The 14925-nt window shown below is 60.8% G+C and carries 13 protein-coding genes; all 13 read right to left on the bottom strand.

What is annotated here, in order from left to right:
* Positions 1–21 precede the first annotated feature (21 nt).
* The 13 genes from proS to nuoG all read right to left on the bottom strand — a co-directional run bounded on the left by proS (position 22) and on the right by nuoG (position 14873).
* Positions 22–1344, bottom strand: coding sequence for a proline--tRNA ligase (gene proS / locus J5N58_RS11805; protein WP_112828914.1), 1323 nt, complete (start codon positions 1342–1344; stop codon positions 22–24).
* A 496-nt stretch (positions 1345–1840) separates the two neighbouring features.
* Positions 1841–2110 carry a DUF1467 family protein gene (locus J5N58_RS11800; protein ID WP_112828915.1) on the bottom strand — a complete coding sequence of 90 codons (270 nt, stop codon included), beginning with the start codon at positions 2108–2110 and terminating at the stop codon, positions 1841–1843.
* A gap of 98 nt (positions 2111–2208) precedes the next feature.
* Positions 2209–2613, bottom strand: a complete 405-nt coding sequence (gene mce / locus J5N58_RS11795) for a methylmalonyl-CoA epimerase (protein WP_112828916.1) — start codon at positions 2611–2613, stop codon at positions 2209–2211.
* 57 nt (positions 2614–2670) lie between these two features.
* Entirely contained in the window at positions 2671–4338 is a 1668-nt protein-coding gene (locus J5N58_RS11790; protein ID WP_112828917.1) for a ribonuclease J, read from the bottom strand.
* Between the two features lie 18 nt (positions 4339–4356).
* Positions 4357–5118 carry a biotin--[acetyl-CoA-carboxylase] ligase gene (locus J5N58_RS11785; RefSeq protein WP_244710960.1) on the bottom strand — a complete coding sequence of 254 codons (762 nt, stop codon included), beginning with the start codon at positions 5116–5118 and terminating at the stop codon, positions 4357–4359.
* Positions 5119–5120: 2 nt separating this feature from the next.
* On the bottom strand, positions 5121–6566 hold the full coding sequence (nuoN, locus tag J5N58_RS11780; protein WP_113444042.1) for an NADH-quinone oxidoreductase subunit NuoN: 1446 nt from the start codon (positions 6564–6566) through the stop codon (positions 5121–5123).
* 18 nt (positions 6567–6584) lie between these two features.
* Entirely contained in the window at positions 6585–8096 is a 1512-nt protein-coding gene (locus tag J5N58_RS11775) for an NADH-quinone oxidoreductase subunit M (protein WP_112828920.1), read from the bottom strand.
* On the bottom strand, positions 8096–10096 hold the full coding sequence (gene nuoL / locus J5N58_RS11770) for an NADH-quinone oxidoreductase subunit L (protein WP_244710883.1): 2001 nt from the start codon (positions 10094–10096) through the stop codon (positions 8096–8098). Before nuoL ends, J5N58_RS11775 begins: the two co-directional genes overlap by 1 nt.
* Positions 10097–10103: 7 nt before the next feature.
* A complete protein-coding gene (gene nuoK, locus J5N58_RS11765; protein WP_099057480.1) occupies positions 10104–10412 on the bottom strand; it encodes an NADH-quinone oxidoreductase subunit NuoK in 309 nt (102 codons plus the stop codon).
* 27 nt (positions 10413–10439) lie between these two features.
* Complete coding sequence (locus J5N58_RS11760; RefSeq protein ID WP_112828922.1) at positions 10440–11054, bottom strand: NADH-quinone oxidoreductase subunit J; 615 nt, start codon at positions 11052–11054, stop codon at positions 10440–10442.
* Between the two features lie 150 nt (positions 11055–11204).
* On the bottom strand, positions 11205–11696 hold the full coding sequence (gene nuoI / locus J5N58_RS11755) for an NADH-quinone oxidoreductase subunit NuoI (protein ID WP_112828923.1): 492 nt from the start codon (positions 11694–11696) through the stop codon (positions 11205–11207).
* Positions 11697–11735: 39 nt separating this feature from the next.
* The gene (nuoH, locus tag J5N58_RS11750) at positions 11736–12779 is read right to left on the bottom strand and encodes an NADH-quinone oxidoreductase subunit NuoH (RefSeq protein WP_113425976.1); all 1044 of its coding nucleotides are present in this window, start codon (positions 12777–12779) and stop codon (positions 11736–11738) included.
* Positions 12780–12791: 12 nt separating this feature from the next.
* On the bottom strand, positions 12792–14873 hold the full coding sequence (gene nuoG, locus J5N58_RS11745; RefSeq protein WP_244710881.1) for an NADH-quinone oxidoreductase subunit NuoG: 2082 nt from the start codon (positions 14871–14873) through the stop codon (positions 12792–12794).
* Between the last annotated feature and the right edge of the window lie 52 nt (positions 14874–14925).

The following is a 14925-nucleotide window of genomic DNA, read 5'->3' as shown; positions in this document are numbered from 1 at the left end:
GTGGTCTCCTCGCCCCGGCCGTCAGCCGACCAGTTTGTTGATGGCCGCCTCGACCGTCATCGTCTCGCGCGCACCGGTCTTGCGATCCTTGAGCTCGATTTCGCCATTGGCGACCGAGCGCGGGCCGGCGATCACCTGGGTCGGCACACCGATCAAGTCGGCTGTGGCGAACTTCGTACCCGCGCGGTCGTCCGTGTCGTCATAGAGCACGTCCTTGCCGGCATTGGAAAGCGCCTGGTAGAGCCGCTCGCAGGCCGCGTCGCACTGTTCGTCACCGGCTTTCATGTTGATAACCACCGCGTCGAACGGAGCGACCGAGGCCGGCCAGATGATTCCGTTCTCGTCATGCGATGCTTCGATGATGGCGGGAACAAGGCGGGTCGGGCCGATGCCATAGGATCCCATGTGGACAGTGTGTTCCTTGCCGTCGGGACCCTGCACCTTGGCGCCCATCGGCTCGGAATATTTTGTGCCGAAGTAGAAGATATGGCCGACCTCGATACCACGCGCCGAGAGGCGATCGGTCTCGGGGATGGCATTGAATGCGGCCTCGTCGTGCATTTCCGACGTCGCGGCATAGACCGAGGTCCACTGGTCGAAGATCTTCTTCAGACCGGCGACATCGTCGAAATCGGTGTCTTCCGAGGGAATGTCGAAATTGACGAAATTCTTGTGGCAGAAGACTTCCGATTCGCCGGTATCGGCGAGAATGATGAATTCGTGGCTGTGATTGCCGCCGATCGGGCCGGTATCGGCGCGCATCGGGATCGCCCGCAGACCGAGCCTTGAGAAGGTGCGGAGATAGGCGGCGAACATCTTGTTGTAGGAATGAACCGCTTCGTCCATCGTCAGGTCGAAGGAATAGGCATCCTTCATCATGAATTCGCGCGAACGCATGGTGCCGAAACGCGGGCGGATCTCGTCGCGGAACTTCAGCTGGATATGATAGAGGTTGAGCGGCAGATCCTTGTAGGACTTGACGTAGGACCGGAAGATGTCGGTCACCATTTCCTCGTTGGTCGGACCGTAGAGCATGGGGCGCTCCTGCCGGTCCTTGATGCGCAGCATTTCCTTGCCATAGTCGTCGTAACGACCGCTTTCCTGCCAGAGTTCGGCAGATTGCAGCGTCGGCATCAGGATCTCGATGGCGCCGGCCCTGTTCTGTTCCTCGCGGATAATGCCGTTGACCTTGTCGAGCACGCGCTTGCCGAGCGGAAGCCAGGAATAGATGCCCTGGGACTGCTGGCGGATCATGCCGGCACGCAGCATGAGACGGTGGGAGACGATTTCGGCTTCCTTCGGATTTTCCTTCAGGATCGGCAAGAAGTAGCGCGACAGACGCATAACAGGGTTCCAGACGTTGGTTTTCCCGCCAGATCGGCGGAATCAGCGATTACGAGGGTGCTTCCCGAAGCGTACATAGCGGTTTCCTTTCACGAAGAAAACCCGCATCCGGCAAGGCGTCCACCGGTGTCGGGGAGCCTCGCCCGAACACATTTGCGGCACTGTGGAGACGATGGCGAAGCACGCGTTTTATGTCGAAGCTGCGACATTTACGCGGTTGGGGATTTTTTTTGGTAACTGTAGCAAATTTGCAAAAAATGTGGTGACAAGGCGCACTTCTTGGGCTAGTTTAGCTTACAAAAGAGGCAAGGAGCTTAAATTCTTGTCTAATTCGCGGTCAAGTCTTGGGAGGATCAGATCTTAGGCGCGCTTGTTCGCAGCCCCTTAATTGGTGAAGGATCACGCGAGAATTAGAACAAGGTCTTCGGACCTTGTTTTTTTTTGCCTTTGCGCGACATCCCGACTCGACTGCGCCGGATGCCGGGCCTCAATCGGGTCAATCGAATTTGGGTACGATGTTCGGCAGGCTGTCGATGCCGATCCCGAACCAGGTCGATGCGGCATACCAGCCACCAAAGATCAGGCCCGACACGAGCGTCGTCCAGAAGACGACCCTGCCGCCCCGGAAGCGCGCCGGCGCGCTTTCGACGCTGCCGGGAACCACCTCTTCGACCTCGGCCTGTGTCTTCATGCCGATCGGCAGAATGGCAAAGAGCGTAATCCACCAGATGACGAAGTAGACGGCGAAGGCCGAAACGAATTGCATCGATATGATTCCCGTTTTCAGCCGGGGCGCATCATGTCCGCCGGCAACAGGCAAGATATAAGCCAGCTCCGGCCGGCGGGCAAACGGAACGGCTGACTTCAGACCTGTTCAAGCTCGATCAGGGTGCCGTGGAAGTCCTTGGGATGCAGGAACAGAACCGGCTTGCCGTGGGCGCCGGTCTTCGGTTCGCCACTGCCCAGAACGCGGGCGCCGCCGCTTGCCAGCTTGTCCCGGGCCGCCAGGATGTCCTCGACCTCGTAGCAGATGTGATGCATGCCGCCGGCCGGGTTCTTGGCGAGGAAGGCTGCAATCGGGGAGTCCGCGCCCAGCGGCTCCAGCAATTCGATCTTGGTATTCGGCAGCTCGACGAAGACAACCGTCACGCCGTGTTCCGGCAGGGACTGCGGTTCCGAGACCCTGGCGCCGAGCGTGTCCCTGTAGGATGCGGTCGCGGCTCCGAGATCCGGTACGGCGATGGCGACGTGGTTTACTCGTCCGAGCATGGCAATCTCCTGAAAGTGAGCGGCGCGAACCTATACCAGCGCGCGGCCCCCCGTCACTCAGACTTTGGTCACGAATACGGTGACAACAGGCTTCTTGCCCCAGGCCTCGTTGGCGGCGGCGCGGACAGCGCGGCGGACCGCTTCGCGCAGGGTTTCGAGATCCTTCCGGCGCGCCCTCGGAATACTTTCGACGGCACCGAGAACGGCATCATAAAGCGTGTCCTCCATGGCCTCGCCCTCGTCGTCGTATTCCGGCAAGCCGAAGGGAACGACGTCGGGATCGCCCATGAACTCGTAACGGCTGTCGAGCAGCACGTTGACCGCCACATGGCCGACGTAGGAGAGCTTTCGTCGGTTGGATATGCCCATCTCATCGAGATCGCCGACCAGCTTTCCATCCTTGTAGATGCGGCCGAAGGGCGCCTGATCGATGACCTCCGCCGGTCCGGGAGCGAGGCGCAGGATATCGCCGTTGCGCACACGCGGCACGGTCTTGATGCCGGACTGAAGGCCGAGTTCCATCTGGGCCATCAGGTGCGCGGCCTCGCCGTGGACGGGCACGAGGATCTGCGGCCTCGTCCATTCATACATCTGCTGGAGTTCGTTGCGACGCGGATGGCCGGATACATGCACAAGCGCCTCGCTGTCGGTGACGATGTGGATGCCTTGCTCCACCAGACCGTTCTTGATCTCGAGAATGGCCTTTTCGTTGCCGGGAATGGTGCGCGAGGAGAAGACGACGGTATCGCCTGCCGTCAGAGCCACATGGCGCATCTCGTCGCGGGCTATCTTGGCCAGCGCGGCGCGGGCCTCGCCCTGGCTGCCGGTCAGGATAATGACGATCTTGTCGCGGGGAATGAAACCGAACTCGTCCTCCGCGATGAAGGGCTTGAGACCCTCCATCAGCCCGAGATCGTCCGCGACCGCGACGACCCGCTTCAAAGAACTGCCGAGCAGCAGCACCTCGCGACCGGCAGCTTCCGCAGCCTGGGCGATGGACCGGATACGGCCGACATTGGATGAAAAGGTGGTGATGGCCACCCGCCCCTCGGCGGTCTCGATGATCTGGCGCAGGCCCTCGGACACTTCCTCTTCCGATGGGGAGACGCCATCGCGCATGGAGTTGGTGCTGTCGCACAGCAGGGCAAGAACCCCCTCGTCGCCGATGGCGCGGAACCGGGCCTCATCCGTTAGCGGACCGAGCGACGGATTGTGATCGATCTTCCAGTCGCCGGTATGGACGACATTGCCGAGCGGGGTGCGGATCACCAGCGACATCGGCTCTGGAATGGAATGGTTGACGCCGACGGCCTCGATCGAGAACGGGCCGACATTGATGACATCGCCCGCCTTGAACGGCGTCACCGGGATTTCGGCGCGCGTGCCTTCGTAGTCGCGCTTGGCCTCCAGCATGCCGGCGGTAAAGCCGGAAGCATAGACCGGGACGTTTAGACCGGGCCAGATGTCGTTCAGGCCACCGTAGTGGTCCTCATGGGCGTGGGTGATGATGATCGCCTTGAGGTTCTTCTTCTCGGCTTCGATATAGCCGACATCGGGCAGGACGAGATCGACACCGGGCAGTTCCGGACCGGGAAAGGTGACGCCGCAATCGACCATGATCCACTGCCGGTTCGACGGCGTGCCGTAGCCGTAGAGCGCCAGGTTCATGCCGATTTCGCCAACACCGCCCAGGGGCAGAAATACCAATTCTTCGTTCTTCGCCATTACTCTTCTAGTTCCATCTCACCCGAAAAAAACATCGCCGGCGGCGATCGCCATGCGCCCCTCTGGGCCACGGTCGAGGATCAACATTCCCTTATCATCGATTCCGGCAAAATGGCCGGAAATCGAACGGTCCGGCAGGTTCACCGTAATTTTTTCGCCGATGCCACAAGCGACCTTGCGCCACAATTCGACAATCTCGCCGATCCCCCTGCCCCTGTCCCAGATGGAGAGAACCTCCGCCATTTCCGAGAAGAGATAGGCAAACAGGACTTCCGGCGCGACGGCAGCGCCATGTTCCGCAAGGCAGGTCACCGGATAGGCCGGCGCATCCGGCTTGTTGGCGATATTGATGCCTATGCCGATCACCAACGCCTGCCGGCCATCGGCAAGACGCTCGCCTTCCAGCAGAATGCCGCAGGTCTTCTGCCGGCCGATGAGTATGTCGTTCGGCCACTTGACCTCGAGCGGCAGAGCACCCGCAGGCAGCACATGGCGGATCGCCCCATGCACGGCAAGAGCAACCGCGAGCGGCAGTGAAGGCAGTCGCTCGACCGGCGCCGGATCGATCAGGAGCAGCGACGCATAGAGGTTGCCGGGTTCAGACATCCAGGGACGGCCGCGGCGCCCGCGGCCACCGGTCTGGCTTTCGGCGGTGATCCAGAGAAAACCGAAATCGCCCGCGCGAGCGCGGGCGAGACATTCCGTATTGGTCGACGCGACGGCGCCGAGGGCCTCATGCCGGAAATCGTCGAGCGAGATCCGGCCTCCGTTACCGACCACGCTCAATTAAAGAGCGTCTTAGCTGCCGCTTCCGCGGCCGTGCCGAGCGGACCGCCGAAGAGAACATAGCCGACGACGAACAGACCGGAGAGACCGAAGACGAGGCGAAGCTCGCCGGCGATGCGGGTGAATTCGCCCTTGGCCTCGTCGAACCACATCACCTTCACGACGCGAAGGTAGTAATAGCAACCGACGACCGAAGCGAGCACGCCGATAATGGCAAGCGCATAAAGCTTGGCCTCGATGGCGGCGATGAAGACGAAATACTTCCCGAAGAAGCCCGCAAGCGGCGGGATGCCGGCCAGCGAGAACATGAGCGCGGTCATCACAACGGCCATGAACGGCTTGGTGGTGGAAAGGCCCGCAAGATCTTCGATATTCTCGACATTGCCGCCTTCCTTGCGGCGCATCGCCATGATGCAGGCGAAGGTGCCGAGCGTCATGACAAGGTAGATCATCATGTAGATGACGACACCGCTGACGCCCGTGTCATTGCCGGCAGCAAGGCCAACCAGCGCATACCCCATGTGACCGATCGACGAATAGGCCATCAGTCGCTTGATGTTGCGCTGGCCGATGGCGGCGAAGGAGCCGAGCAGCATGGACGCAATCGAGATGAAGACGATGATCTGCTGCCACTGGTCGAAGATCGGCTGGAAGGCATCGATCACGATGCGCACCAGGATCGCCATGGCACCGACCTTGGGCGCTGCGGCGAGGAATGCCGTCACCGGAGTCGGTGCGCCTTCATAGACATCCGGCGTCCACATGTGGAACGGCACGGCGGAAATCTTGAATGCCAGGCCCGCGAGCAGGAACACGAGGCCGAAGATGACGCCGAGCGAAGCGCCACCGCCCGCCAGCACCCCGGCGATTTCCACGAAACCGATATTGCCGGTGAAGCCGTAGATCAGCGACATGCCGTAGAGCAGCATGCCGGAGGACAGGGCGCCGAGAACGAAATACTTCAGGCCGGCTTCCGTCGAGCGCAGGCTGTCACGATTGATGGCGGCGACCACGTAAAGCGCCAGCGACTGCAGTTCGAGCGAAAGATAGAGCGAAATCAGGTTGTTGGCGGAGATCATCAGCATGACGCCGAGGGTCGCCAGAACCAGAAGGACCGGGAATTCGAACTTGTCGAGATGATCGAAGCGCGCGTGGCCGACAGCCATAATCATCGCGGTGATCGAGCCGATCAGCGCCAGCACCTTCATGAAACGGGCATAGCCGTCCGCGACATAGGCGCCGCCGAAGGCGGAACCTTCCGCCGGCACCAGGACCAGCCAGACACCGGAGATGATGAGCAATGCCACGGCAAGGCCCGTTACCGTCGTCGCCGACTTTTCGCCAGCGAAGACGCCGATCATCAGCAACGCCAGCGCACCAACCGCGAGGATCAGTTCCGGCGTGACCAGATGCAGACTTGCAAGGAGTGTTTCAGCGGTCATGTCCAAGGGATCCTGTCGTCAGTTCACTGCAAGCGCCACGTTACGTGCCGCCTCGATAGCCGTGGAATAGTTGTTCACCAGAAGCTCCACCGACGCAGCCGTCGCATCGAAGATCGGAGCCGGATAGACGCCGAAGAAGATGGTGAGCGCGATCAGCGGGTAGAGGATGAGTTTCTCGCGGAGCGAAAGATCCAGCATCGCCTTGAGGCTGTCTTTTTCGAGCGCACCAAACACGACCCGGCGATAGAGCCAGAGCGAATAGCCGGCTGAAAGGATGACCCCGGTGGCGGCGAAGAGGGCGACCCAGGTGTTGGCGCGGAAGACGCCGATCAGGGTCAGGAATTCGCCGATGAAACCGGAGGTTCCCGGAAGACCGACATTCGCCATGGTGAAGATCATGAAGGCGACGGCATATTTCGGCATGTTGTTGACGAGCCCGCCATAGGCCGCGATGTCACGGGTATGGAGACGGTCGTAGATCACGCCGACGCAGAAGAACAGCGCGGCGGAGACGAAGCCGTGGCTAATCATCTGGAAGATCGCGCCCTGAACGCCCTGGGTGTTGACCGCAAAGGTGCCCATGGTCACATAGCCCATATGCGCCACGGAGGAGTAGGCGATGACCTTCTTCATGTCCTCCTGCATCAGCGCCACCAGCGAGGTGTAGACGATGGCGATGACCGACAGGGTGAAGACCAGCGGCGCGAAATAATCCGAAGCCAGCGGGAACATCGGGACAGAGAAGCGCAACAGGCCGTAGCCGCCGAGCTTCAGGAGAATGCCGGCCAGGATCATCGAGCCTGCGGTCGGAGCCTGAACGTGCGCATCCGGAAGCCAGGTATGAACCGGCCACATCGGCATCTTCACGGCGAAAGACGCAAAGAAGGCCAGCCAAAGCCATGTCTGCATGCCGGCCGGGAACTTATGGCTGAGGAGCTGCGTGATGTCGGTCGTGCCGGCATCCCAGTACATCGCCATGATGGCGAGCAGCATCAGCACCGAGCCGAGCAGCGTGTAGAGGAAGAACTTGTAGGATGCGTAGACGCGATCCTTGCCGCCCCAGACACCGATGATGATGAACATCGGGATCAGGCCTGCTTCGAAGAACACATAGAAGAGAACGATATCCAGCGAAACGAAGACGCCGATCATCAGCGTTTCGAGCAGCAGGAAGGCAATCATGTATTCCTTGATGCGCTTTTCCACCGAGAGCCAGCTTGCGAGGATGCAGAAGGGCATCAGCAGCGTGGTCAGGATGACGAAGAGCATCGAAATGCCGTCGACGCCGACATGATAGGCGATGCCGGTGTTAAGCCATTCATGCTTTTCGACCATCTGGAAACCCGGGTTCGAATTGTCGAACCCGATCCAGACGAAGAGCGACACCACGAAGGTGAACACCGTCGTCAGCAGCGACACATTGAGGATATTGCGGCGACCCTGGGCAGAATCCTGACGTGTCAGGAGGAGGAGCACAACGCCGACGAGCGGCAGAAAGGTGACCGTCGAGAGAATGGGCCAATCGGTCATCAGAAGGAACTCCCGAGCATCATCCAGGTAACGAGGGCTGCGATACCGATCAGCATCGCAAAGGCATAGTGATAGAGGTAACCCGACTGCAGGCGTACGACCTTCTGGGTCACGTCGGCGACGCCGGCTGCAACGCCGTTCGGGCCATAGGTGTCGATGATCCCGATGTCACCCTTCTTCCAGAGGAAGCGGCCAAGAGCCTTGGCGGAGCGAACGAAGAGGAAGTCGTAGAGTTCGTCGAAGTACCACTTGTTGAGCAGGAACTGGTAGAGAACACGATGCTGTTCGGCCAGTTTCTTCGGCGTCGAAGGCGACTTGATGTACATGTACCAGGCGGTCACGAAGCCAAGAACCATCGCGATGAACGGGCTGAGAGCAACCCAGGCCGGCACGTGGTGGAACTCGTGCAGGAGTTCGTTGTGTTCCGCGGTGAACAGCGCGCCCTTCCAGAATTCGAGATACTCCTCGCCATAGAAGCGGCCTTCGAAGATCCAGCCCGCGAGAATCGCACCGACCGCCAGAATGTAGAGCGGCACCAGCATGACCTGCGGCGATTCATGCACATGATGCATGACGTCGGCGGAAGCCCGCGGCTTGCCGAAGAAGGTCAAGAACATCAGACGCCAGGAATAGAAGCTGGTGAACAGGGCAGCGACCACCAGAAGGGTGAAGGCGAAACCCGAGAGCGGGGAATGCGAAGCGTAAGTCGCCTCGATGATGACGTCCTTCGAGAAGAACCCGGCGAAGCCGACCGGCGTGAACGGAATGCCGACGCCGGTGATGGCGAGCGTACCGATCAGCATCATCAGGAAGGTCACCTTGATGTGCGGGCGCAGGCCGCCCATGTAGCGCATGTCCTGCTCGCCATCGACGGCGTGGATAACCGAGCCGGCGCAAAGGAACAGCAAGGCCTTAAAGAAGGCGTGTGTGAACAGGTGGAACACGGCCGCACCGTAGGCTCCTACCCCGAGCGCCACGAACATATAGCCGAGCTGCGAGCAGGTCGAATAGGCGATGACGCGCTTGATGTCGTTCTGCACGAGGCCAACGGTTGCAGCGAAGAAGGCGGTGATCGCACCGATCAGGGTGACGACAGTCAACGCATCCGGCGACAGTTCGAAGAGCGGCGACATGCGGGCGACGAGGAAGACACCGGCGGTAACCATGGTTGCGGCATGGATAAGGGCCGAAACCGGAGTCGGGCCTTCCATCGCGTCCGGTAGCCAGGTGTGCAGCAGGAACTGGGCCGACTTACCCATGGCACCCATGAAGAGCAGCAGGCAGATGGCAGTGATGGCGTGTCCCTTGTCGAGGTTCATGCCGAAGAGATTGATGACGGCTTCGCCGGCTTCCGCACCCTCGTGCGGCAAATAAGTCTGCGCGGCTGCGAAGATGGTCTCGAAATTGATCGAGCCGAACAGCACGAAGACACCCGAAATGCCGAGGATGAAGCCGAAGTCGCCGACGCGGTTGACGATGAAGGCCTTCATCGCGGCTGCATTGGCCGAGGGCTTCTTGAACCAGAAGCCGATCAGCAGGTACGAGGCGAGACCCACGCCTTCCCAGCCGAAGAACATCTGCAGCAGGTTGTCGGAGGTCACCAGCATCAGCATGGCGAAGGTGAAGAGCGACAGATAGGAGAAGAAGCGCGGCCGATGCGGATCGTGGTGCATGTAGCCCATCGAATAGATGTGCACCAGCGTCGACACCGTGTTGACGACGACCAGCATGACGGCGGTCAGCGTGTCGATACGCAGCGACCATTCGACGTCGATGCCGCCGGATTGGATCCAGCGCAGCACCGAAACCTTGATGACCTCATGGCCTTCGCCATGGGCAAGCGCCACGTTGAAAAAGACGGTCCACGACAGGATCGCGACGATCACCATCAGGCCGCTGGTAATGTATTCGGAAGCCTTGGCGCCGATCTGGCGGCCGAACAGACCGGCGATGATCGCTCCGATCAGCGGAAGAAAGACGATAGCCTTATAGAGAAGCATAGCCGTATCAGCCCTTCATCATGTTGATGTCTTCAACGGCGATCGAGCCGCGGTTGCGGTAGAAGACGACGAGGATTGCAAGGCCGATCGCGGCTTCCGCGGCCGCCACCGTCAGGATGAACAGGGCGAAGACCTGGCCGACCATGTCGTTCAGGAAGGAGGAGAAGGCCACCATGTTGATGTTGACCGCGAGCAGGATAAGCTCGACCGACATCAGGATGATGATGACGTTCTTGCGGTTCAGGAAGATGCCGAAGACGCCGAGCGTGAAGAGGATGGCACTGACCGTCAGGTAGTGGGAAAGACCGATTTCCATAATATTGTTTCCTTGACCTCTCTTGCCTCAGACGCCCTGACCCGGCTTGACCTTGACCACCTTGACGGCGGTCTCAGGCGTGCGGGCAACCTGGCGGGAGATATCCTGCCGCTTGATGTTTTCGCGGTGGCGAAGCGTCAGCACGATGGCGCCGATCATGGCCACCAGCAGCACCAGGCCGGCGATCTGGAAGAAATAAACGTAATTGGTGTAGAGCACGTCGCCGAGCGCGGCGGTGTTGGTGCGCTCCGTCAGTGCCGGGATCGGCATGGTGATCGCTTCCTTGGCTGCCGGCGAAATCGCGGTACCGCCGATCACGATGACCAGTTCGGCTGCGACAACCAGTCCGATCAGCGAACCGATGGGAGCATATTTCAGCACACCCGACCGCAATTCGGCGAAATCGATGTCGAGCATCATCACCACGAAAAGGAAGAGAACCGCGACCGCGCCGACATAAACGACCAGCAGGATCATGGCGAGGAACTCAGCCCCCGTCAGCAGGAAGAGCCCCGAAGCGTTCACGAAGGTCAGGATCAGGAACAGCACCGAGTGAACCGGGTTCCGTGCCGAAATGACCATGAACGCGGAAGCCACCGCGACAAAGGCGAAGAGATAGAAAAAGAGAGCCTGAAGACCCATGTTGGTGCCTTTTCATCTTCCCCCGGACGAGGGCCCCTGCCCTTCGCCCGATAAAGCGCCACCGGCATCCCCACCGGCGCGCTCCGTTTAAAATCTGTGCCGTGGCGGCCGCCCCATAGGGTTCCCGCCAAGGCGTCGTCATTCCGCCTGTCAGCGGTAGGGTGCATCCAGCGCGATATTGCGCGCGATTTCCCGTTCCCAGCGATCGCCGTTGTCCAGCAGCCGCTGCTTGTCGAAGTAAAGCTCTTCGCGGGTTTCCGTTGCGAACTCGAAGTTCGGCCCTTCCACGATCGCATCGACCGGGCAGGCTTCCTGGCAGAAGCCGCAATAGATGCACTTCACCATGTCGATGTCGTAACGCACCGTGCGGCGGGTGCCGTCGTTGCGGCGCGGGCCGGCTTCGATGGTGATCGCCTGGGCGGGACAGATCGCCTCGCAAAGCTTGCAGGCGATGCAGCGTTCCTCACCGTTCGGATAGCGACGCAGCGCATGCTCGCCGCGAAAACGCGGAGAGACCGGACCCTTTTCGAAAGGATAGTTGATGGTCGCCTTCTGGCGGAAGAAGTAGCGCATCGACAGGAAGAAAGCGCCGACGAACTCTTTCAGGAACAGGGAACTGACAGCCTGGGAAAGACCAGCCATCTCAACCTCCAAATCTGCCGAGTGAACGGATGGCCATCATCATGCCCATCCCATCAGCTTCAGCACGAATGCAACGATGACCACCATGGCGAGCGACAGCGGAAGGAAGACCTTCCAGCCGAGACGCATGAGCTGGTCGTAGCGGTAGCGCGGCACGAAGGCCTTGACCATGGCGAACATGAAGAACACCAGCGAAGCCTTCAGCACGAACCAGATGACGCCCGGGACCCAGTTCAGGAACCATACGTCGACCGGCGGCAGCCAGCCTCCGAGGAACAGGATGGTGGTCAGCGAGCACATCAGCACGATGGCGGCATATTCGCCGAGCATGAACATCATGTACGGGGTAGAGCCGTATTCGACCATGAAACCGGCCACCAGTTCCGATTCCGCTTCCGGCAGGTCGAAGGGCGGGCGGTTCGTCTCGGCGAGCGCCGAGATGAAAAAGACGATGAACATCGGGAAGAGCGCCAGCCAATGCCAGTCGAGGAAGGAGTTCGGCAGTCCGAGCATGGTGCCGAGACCATCCTTCTGCGCGTAGACGATGTCCGAGAGATTGAGCGAACCGACGCAGAGCAGAACGGTGACGATGACGAAGCCGATCGAGACTTCGTAGGACACCATCTGCGCAGCCGAACGAAGCGCGCCAAGGAACGGATACTTCGAGTTCGAAGCCCAGCCGCCCATGATGATGCCGTAGACTTCAAGCGACGAGATCGCGAAGACGTAGAGAATGCCGACATTGATGTTGGCGATCACCCAGCCGTCCGCGAGCGGGACCACGGCCCAGGTGGCGAGAGCAAGGGTCACGGCAACCAGCGGAGCGAGAAGGAAGACGCCCTTGTTCGAGCCCGCCGGAATAACCGGCTCCTTGAACACGAACTTCAGAAGGTCGGCGAAGGACTGGAACAGCCCCCAGGGACCGACGACGTTCGGGCCGCGACGCAGCTGAACGGCCGCCCAGATCTTGCGGTCGGCGAGCAGGATATATGCAATGAACACCAGCAGGCAGACCAAGAGCAGCAGCGACTGGCCGATCATGATGGCCGCCGGCCAGACATAAGTGGAAACGAAGTTGTCCATGATCCCCTGCCCTTACTCTGCCGCAGCCTTGAAGTTGTTGCGGGCCAATGCCGAGCACTCGGCCATGACGGCCGACGCACGTGCAATCGGGTTCGTCAAATAGAAGTCTTTGACCGGCGACGCAAACACGGATTTGGCCATCTGCCCGGCTTTTTTCGCAATTGCGGCAATTTCGTCGCCGGCACCCGGAACGATCTCGTCGAGACCGGCGAAGTGCGGGTATTCCGCATAGAGCTTTGCACGAAGCGCAGTCAGCGAATCGAAGGGAAGCTTCTTGCCGAGCACGTCGGAAAGCGCGCGGATGATCGCCCAGTCCTCGCGGGCATCGCCCGGCGCGAAGCCTGCGCGGTTGCCCATCTGCACACGTCCTTCGGTGTTGACCCAGGTGCCCGACTTTTCGGTATAGGTCGCGCCCGGAAGGATGACATCGGCATGGTGCGCGCCGTTGTCGCCGTGGCTGCCGATATAGACGGTGAACTTCGCAGCCTTGCGGGTGAAATCGAGTTCGTCGGCGCCGAGAAGGAAGAGCACGTCGGCCGAAGTGAGCATGTCGGCTGCGGCGAGCCCGCCTTCGCCCGGAACGAAGCCGAGATCAAGACCGCCGACACGGGAAGCGGCGGTGTGGAGCATGGCAAAGCCGTTCCACTCCTCGCTCAGCGAGCCGACAGCTTCGGCAAGCTTCGCGACATTGGCAAGAACAGCCGAGCCCTCAGCGCCCGTCAGAGCCCCCTGCCCTACGATGATGAGCGGCGTCTTGGCTGCCTTCAGCTTTTCGACGAAGCCGTTCTTGCCGGCGACGAGGTCTGCCAGCGTCTCGGTGCCCGCACCGAGATATTCGTAAGGGTAACGCAACTCGCCGCCTTCGCCGATCACGCCGATCGGCAGGCCGCCGCGGCGCCAGCGCTTGCGGATGCGGGCGTTGAGCACCGCAGCCTCGTAGCGCGGGTTGGCACCAACGATGAGGATCGCGTCGGCAGCTTCAATGCCTTCGATCGTTGCGTTGAAGAGGTAGCTTGCGCGACCGAGCGACGGATCGACTGCCGTCCCATCCTGGCGACAGTCGGTATTGACCGAACCGAGCGCGTTGAGGAGTGCCTTCAGCGCATACATTTCCTCGACGGAGGCGAGATCGCCGGCGATGGCGCCGATCTTCGAACCGGACGTGGCTGCCACGGCCGACTTGATGGCGGCGAAGGCTTCTGCCCAGGTGGCCGGCTGCAGGCGACCGTCGCGGCGGACATAGGGGCGATCGAGACGCTGGGTCTTCAGACCGTCCCAAATGAAGCGGCTCTTGTCGGAGATCCACTCTTCGTTGATGGCCTCGTTGACACGCGGCAGGATGCGCATGACTTCGCGGCCACGGGTATCGACGCGGATCGCCGAACCGAGCGCGTCCATGACGTCGATCGATTCGGTCTTGTTGAGTTCCCACGGACGGGCCGTGAAGGCGAAGGGCTTCGAAGTCAGCGCTCCCACAGGGCAAAGGTCGACGACGTTGCCCTGCAACTCCGATGTCATGGCCTGCTCGAGATAGGTGGTGATTTCGGCATCCTCGCCGCGACCGATCAGACCGAGTTCGGCGATGCCGGCGACCTCCGTGGTGAAGCGAACGCAGCGCGTGCAATGAATGCAGCGGTTCATCACTGTCTTGACCAACGGGCCGATATACTTGTCCTCGACCGCGCGCTTGTTTTCCGCGTAGCGCGACGAGTCGATACCGAAGGCCATGGCCTGGTCCTGCAGGTCGCATTCGCCGCCCTGGTCGCAGATCGGGCAATCCAGCGGATGGTTGATCAGCAGGAATTCCATCACGCCTTCGCGGGCCTTCTTGACCATCGGCGTGTTGGTGAAGACTTCCGGCAGTTCGCCGTTCGGGCCGCCGCGGATATCGCGCACGCCCATGGCGCAGGATGCAGCCGGCTTCGGCGGACCGCCCTTCACCTCGACGAGGCACATACGGCAGTTGCCGGCGACCGACAGCCGCTCATGAAAACAAAAGCGCGGAACCTCGGCGCCGGCTTCCTCGCACGCCTGCAACAGCGTGAAATGATCCGGGACCTCGATCTCTTTACCGTCGACTTTCAGCTTTGCCATATTCGCCTTCCTGCCTCACGCATAGTGCGCATTGCACCGCAGCTTTCGCTCC

This window comes from Paenirhizobium cremeum, assembly GCF_022884085.1.
Classification (GTDB): domain Bacteria; phylum Pseudomonadota; class Alphaproteobacteria; order Rhizobiales; family Rhizobiaceae; genus Allorhizobium; species Allorhizobium cremeum.
The sequence above is the reverse complement of the archived record's forward strand: the minus strand, read 5'-3'. Positions and strand labels throughout refer to the sequence as shown.

Coding starts and splice junctions, on each gene's coding strand:
- nuoK (WP_099057480.1), bottom strand. CDS start 10,412: ATGGAAATCGGTCTTTCCCACTACCTGACGGTCAGTGCCATCCTCTTC.
- J5N58_RS11800 (WP_112828915.1), bottom strand. CDS start 2,110: ATGCAATTCGTTTCGGCCTTCGCCGTCTACTTCGTCATCTGGTGGATT.
- nuoL (WP_244710883.1), bottom strand. CDS start 10,096: ATGCTTCTCTATAAGGCTATCGTCTTTCTTCCGCTGATCGGAGCGATC.
- nuoG (WP_244710881.1), bottom strand. CDS start 14,873: ATGGCAAAGCTGAAAGTCGACGGTAAAGAGATCGAGGTCCCGGATCAT.
- proS (WP_112828914.1), bottom strand. CDS start 1,344: ATGCGTCTGTCGCGCTACTTCTTGCCGATCCTGAAGGAAAATCCGAAG.
- J5N58_RS11760 (WP_112828922.1), bottom strand. CDS start 11,054: ATGGGTCTTCAGGCTCTCTTTTTCTATCTCTTCGCCTTTGTCGCGGTG.
- mce (WP_112828916.1), bottom strand. CDS start 2,613: ATGCTCGGACGAGTAAACCACGTCGCCATCGCCGTACCGGATCTCGGA.
- nuoH (WP_113425976.1), bottom strand. CDS start 12,779: ATGGACAACTTCGTTTCCACTTATGTCTGGCCGGCGGCCATCATGATC.
- nuoN (WP_113444042.1), bottom strand. CDS start 6,566: ATGACCGCTGAAACACTCCTTGCAAGTCTGCATCTGGTCACGCCGGAA.
- nuoI (WP_112828923.1), bottom strand. CDS start 11,696: ATGGCTGGTCTTTCCCAGGCTGTCAGTTCCCTGTTCCTGAAAGAGTTC.
- J5N58_RS11790 (WP_112828917.1), bottom strand. CDS start 4,338: ATGGCGAAGAACGAAGAATTGGTATTTCTGCCCCTGGGCGGTGTTGGC.
- J5N58_RS11775 (WP_112828920.1), bottom strand. CDS start 8,096: ATGACCGATTGGCCCATTCTCTCGACGGTCACCTTTCTGCCGCTCGTC.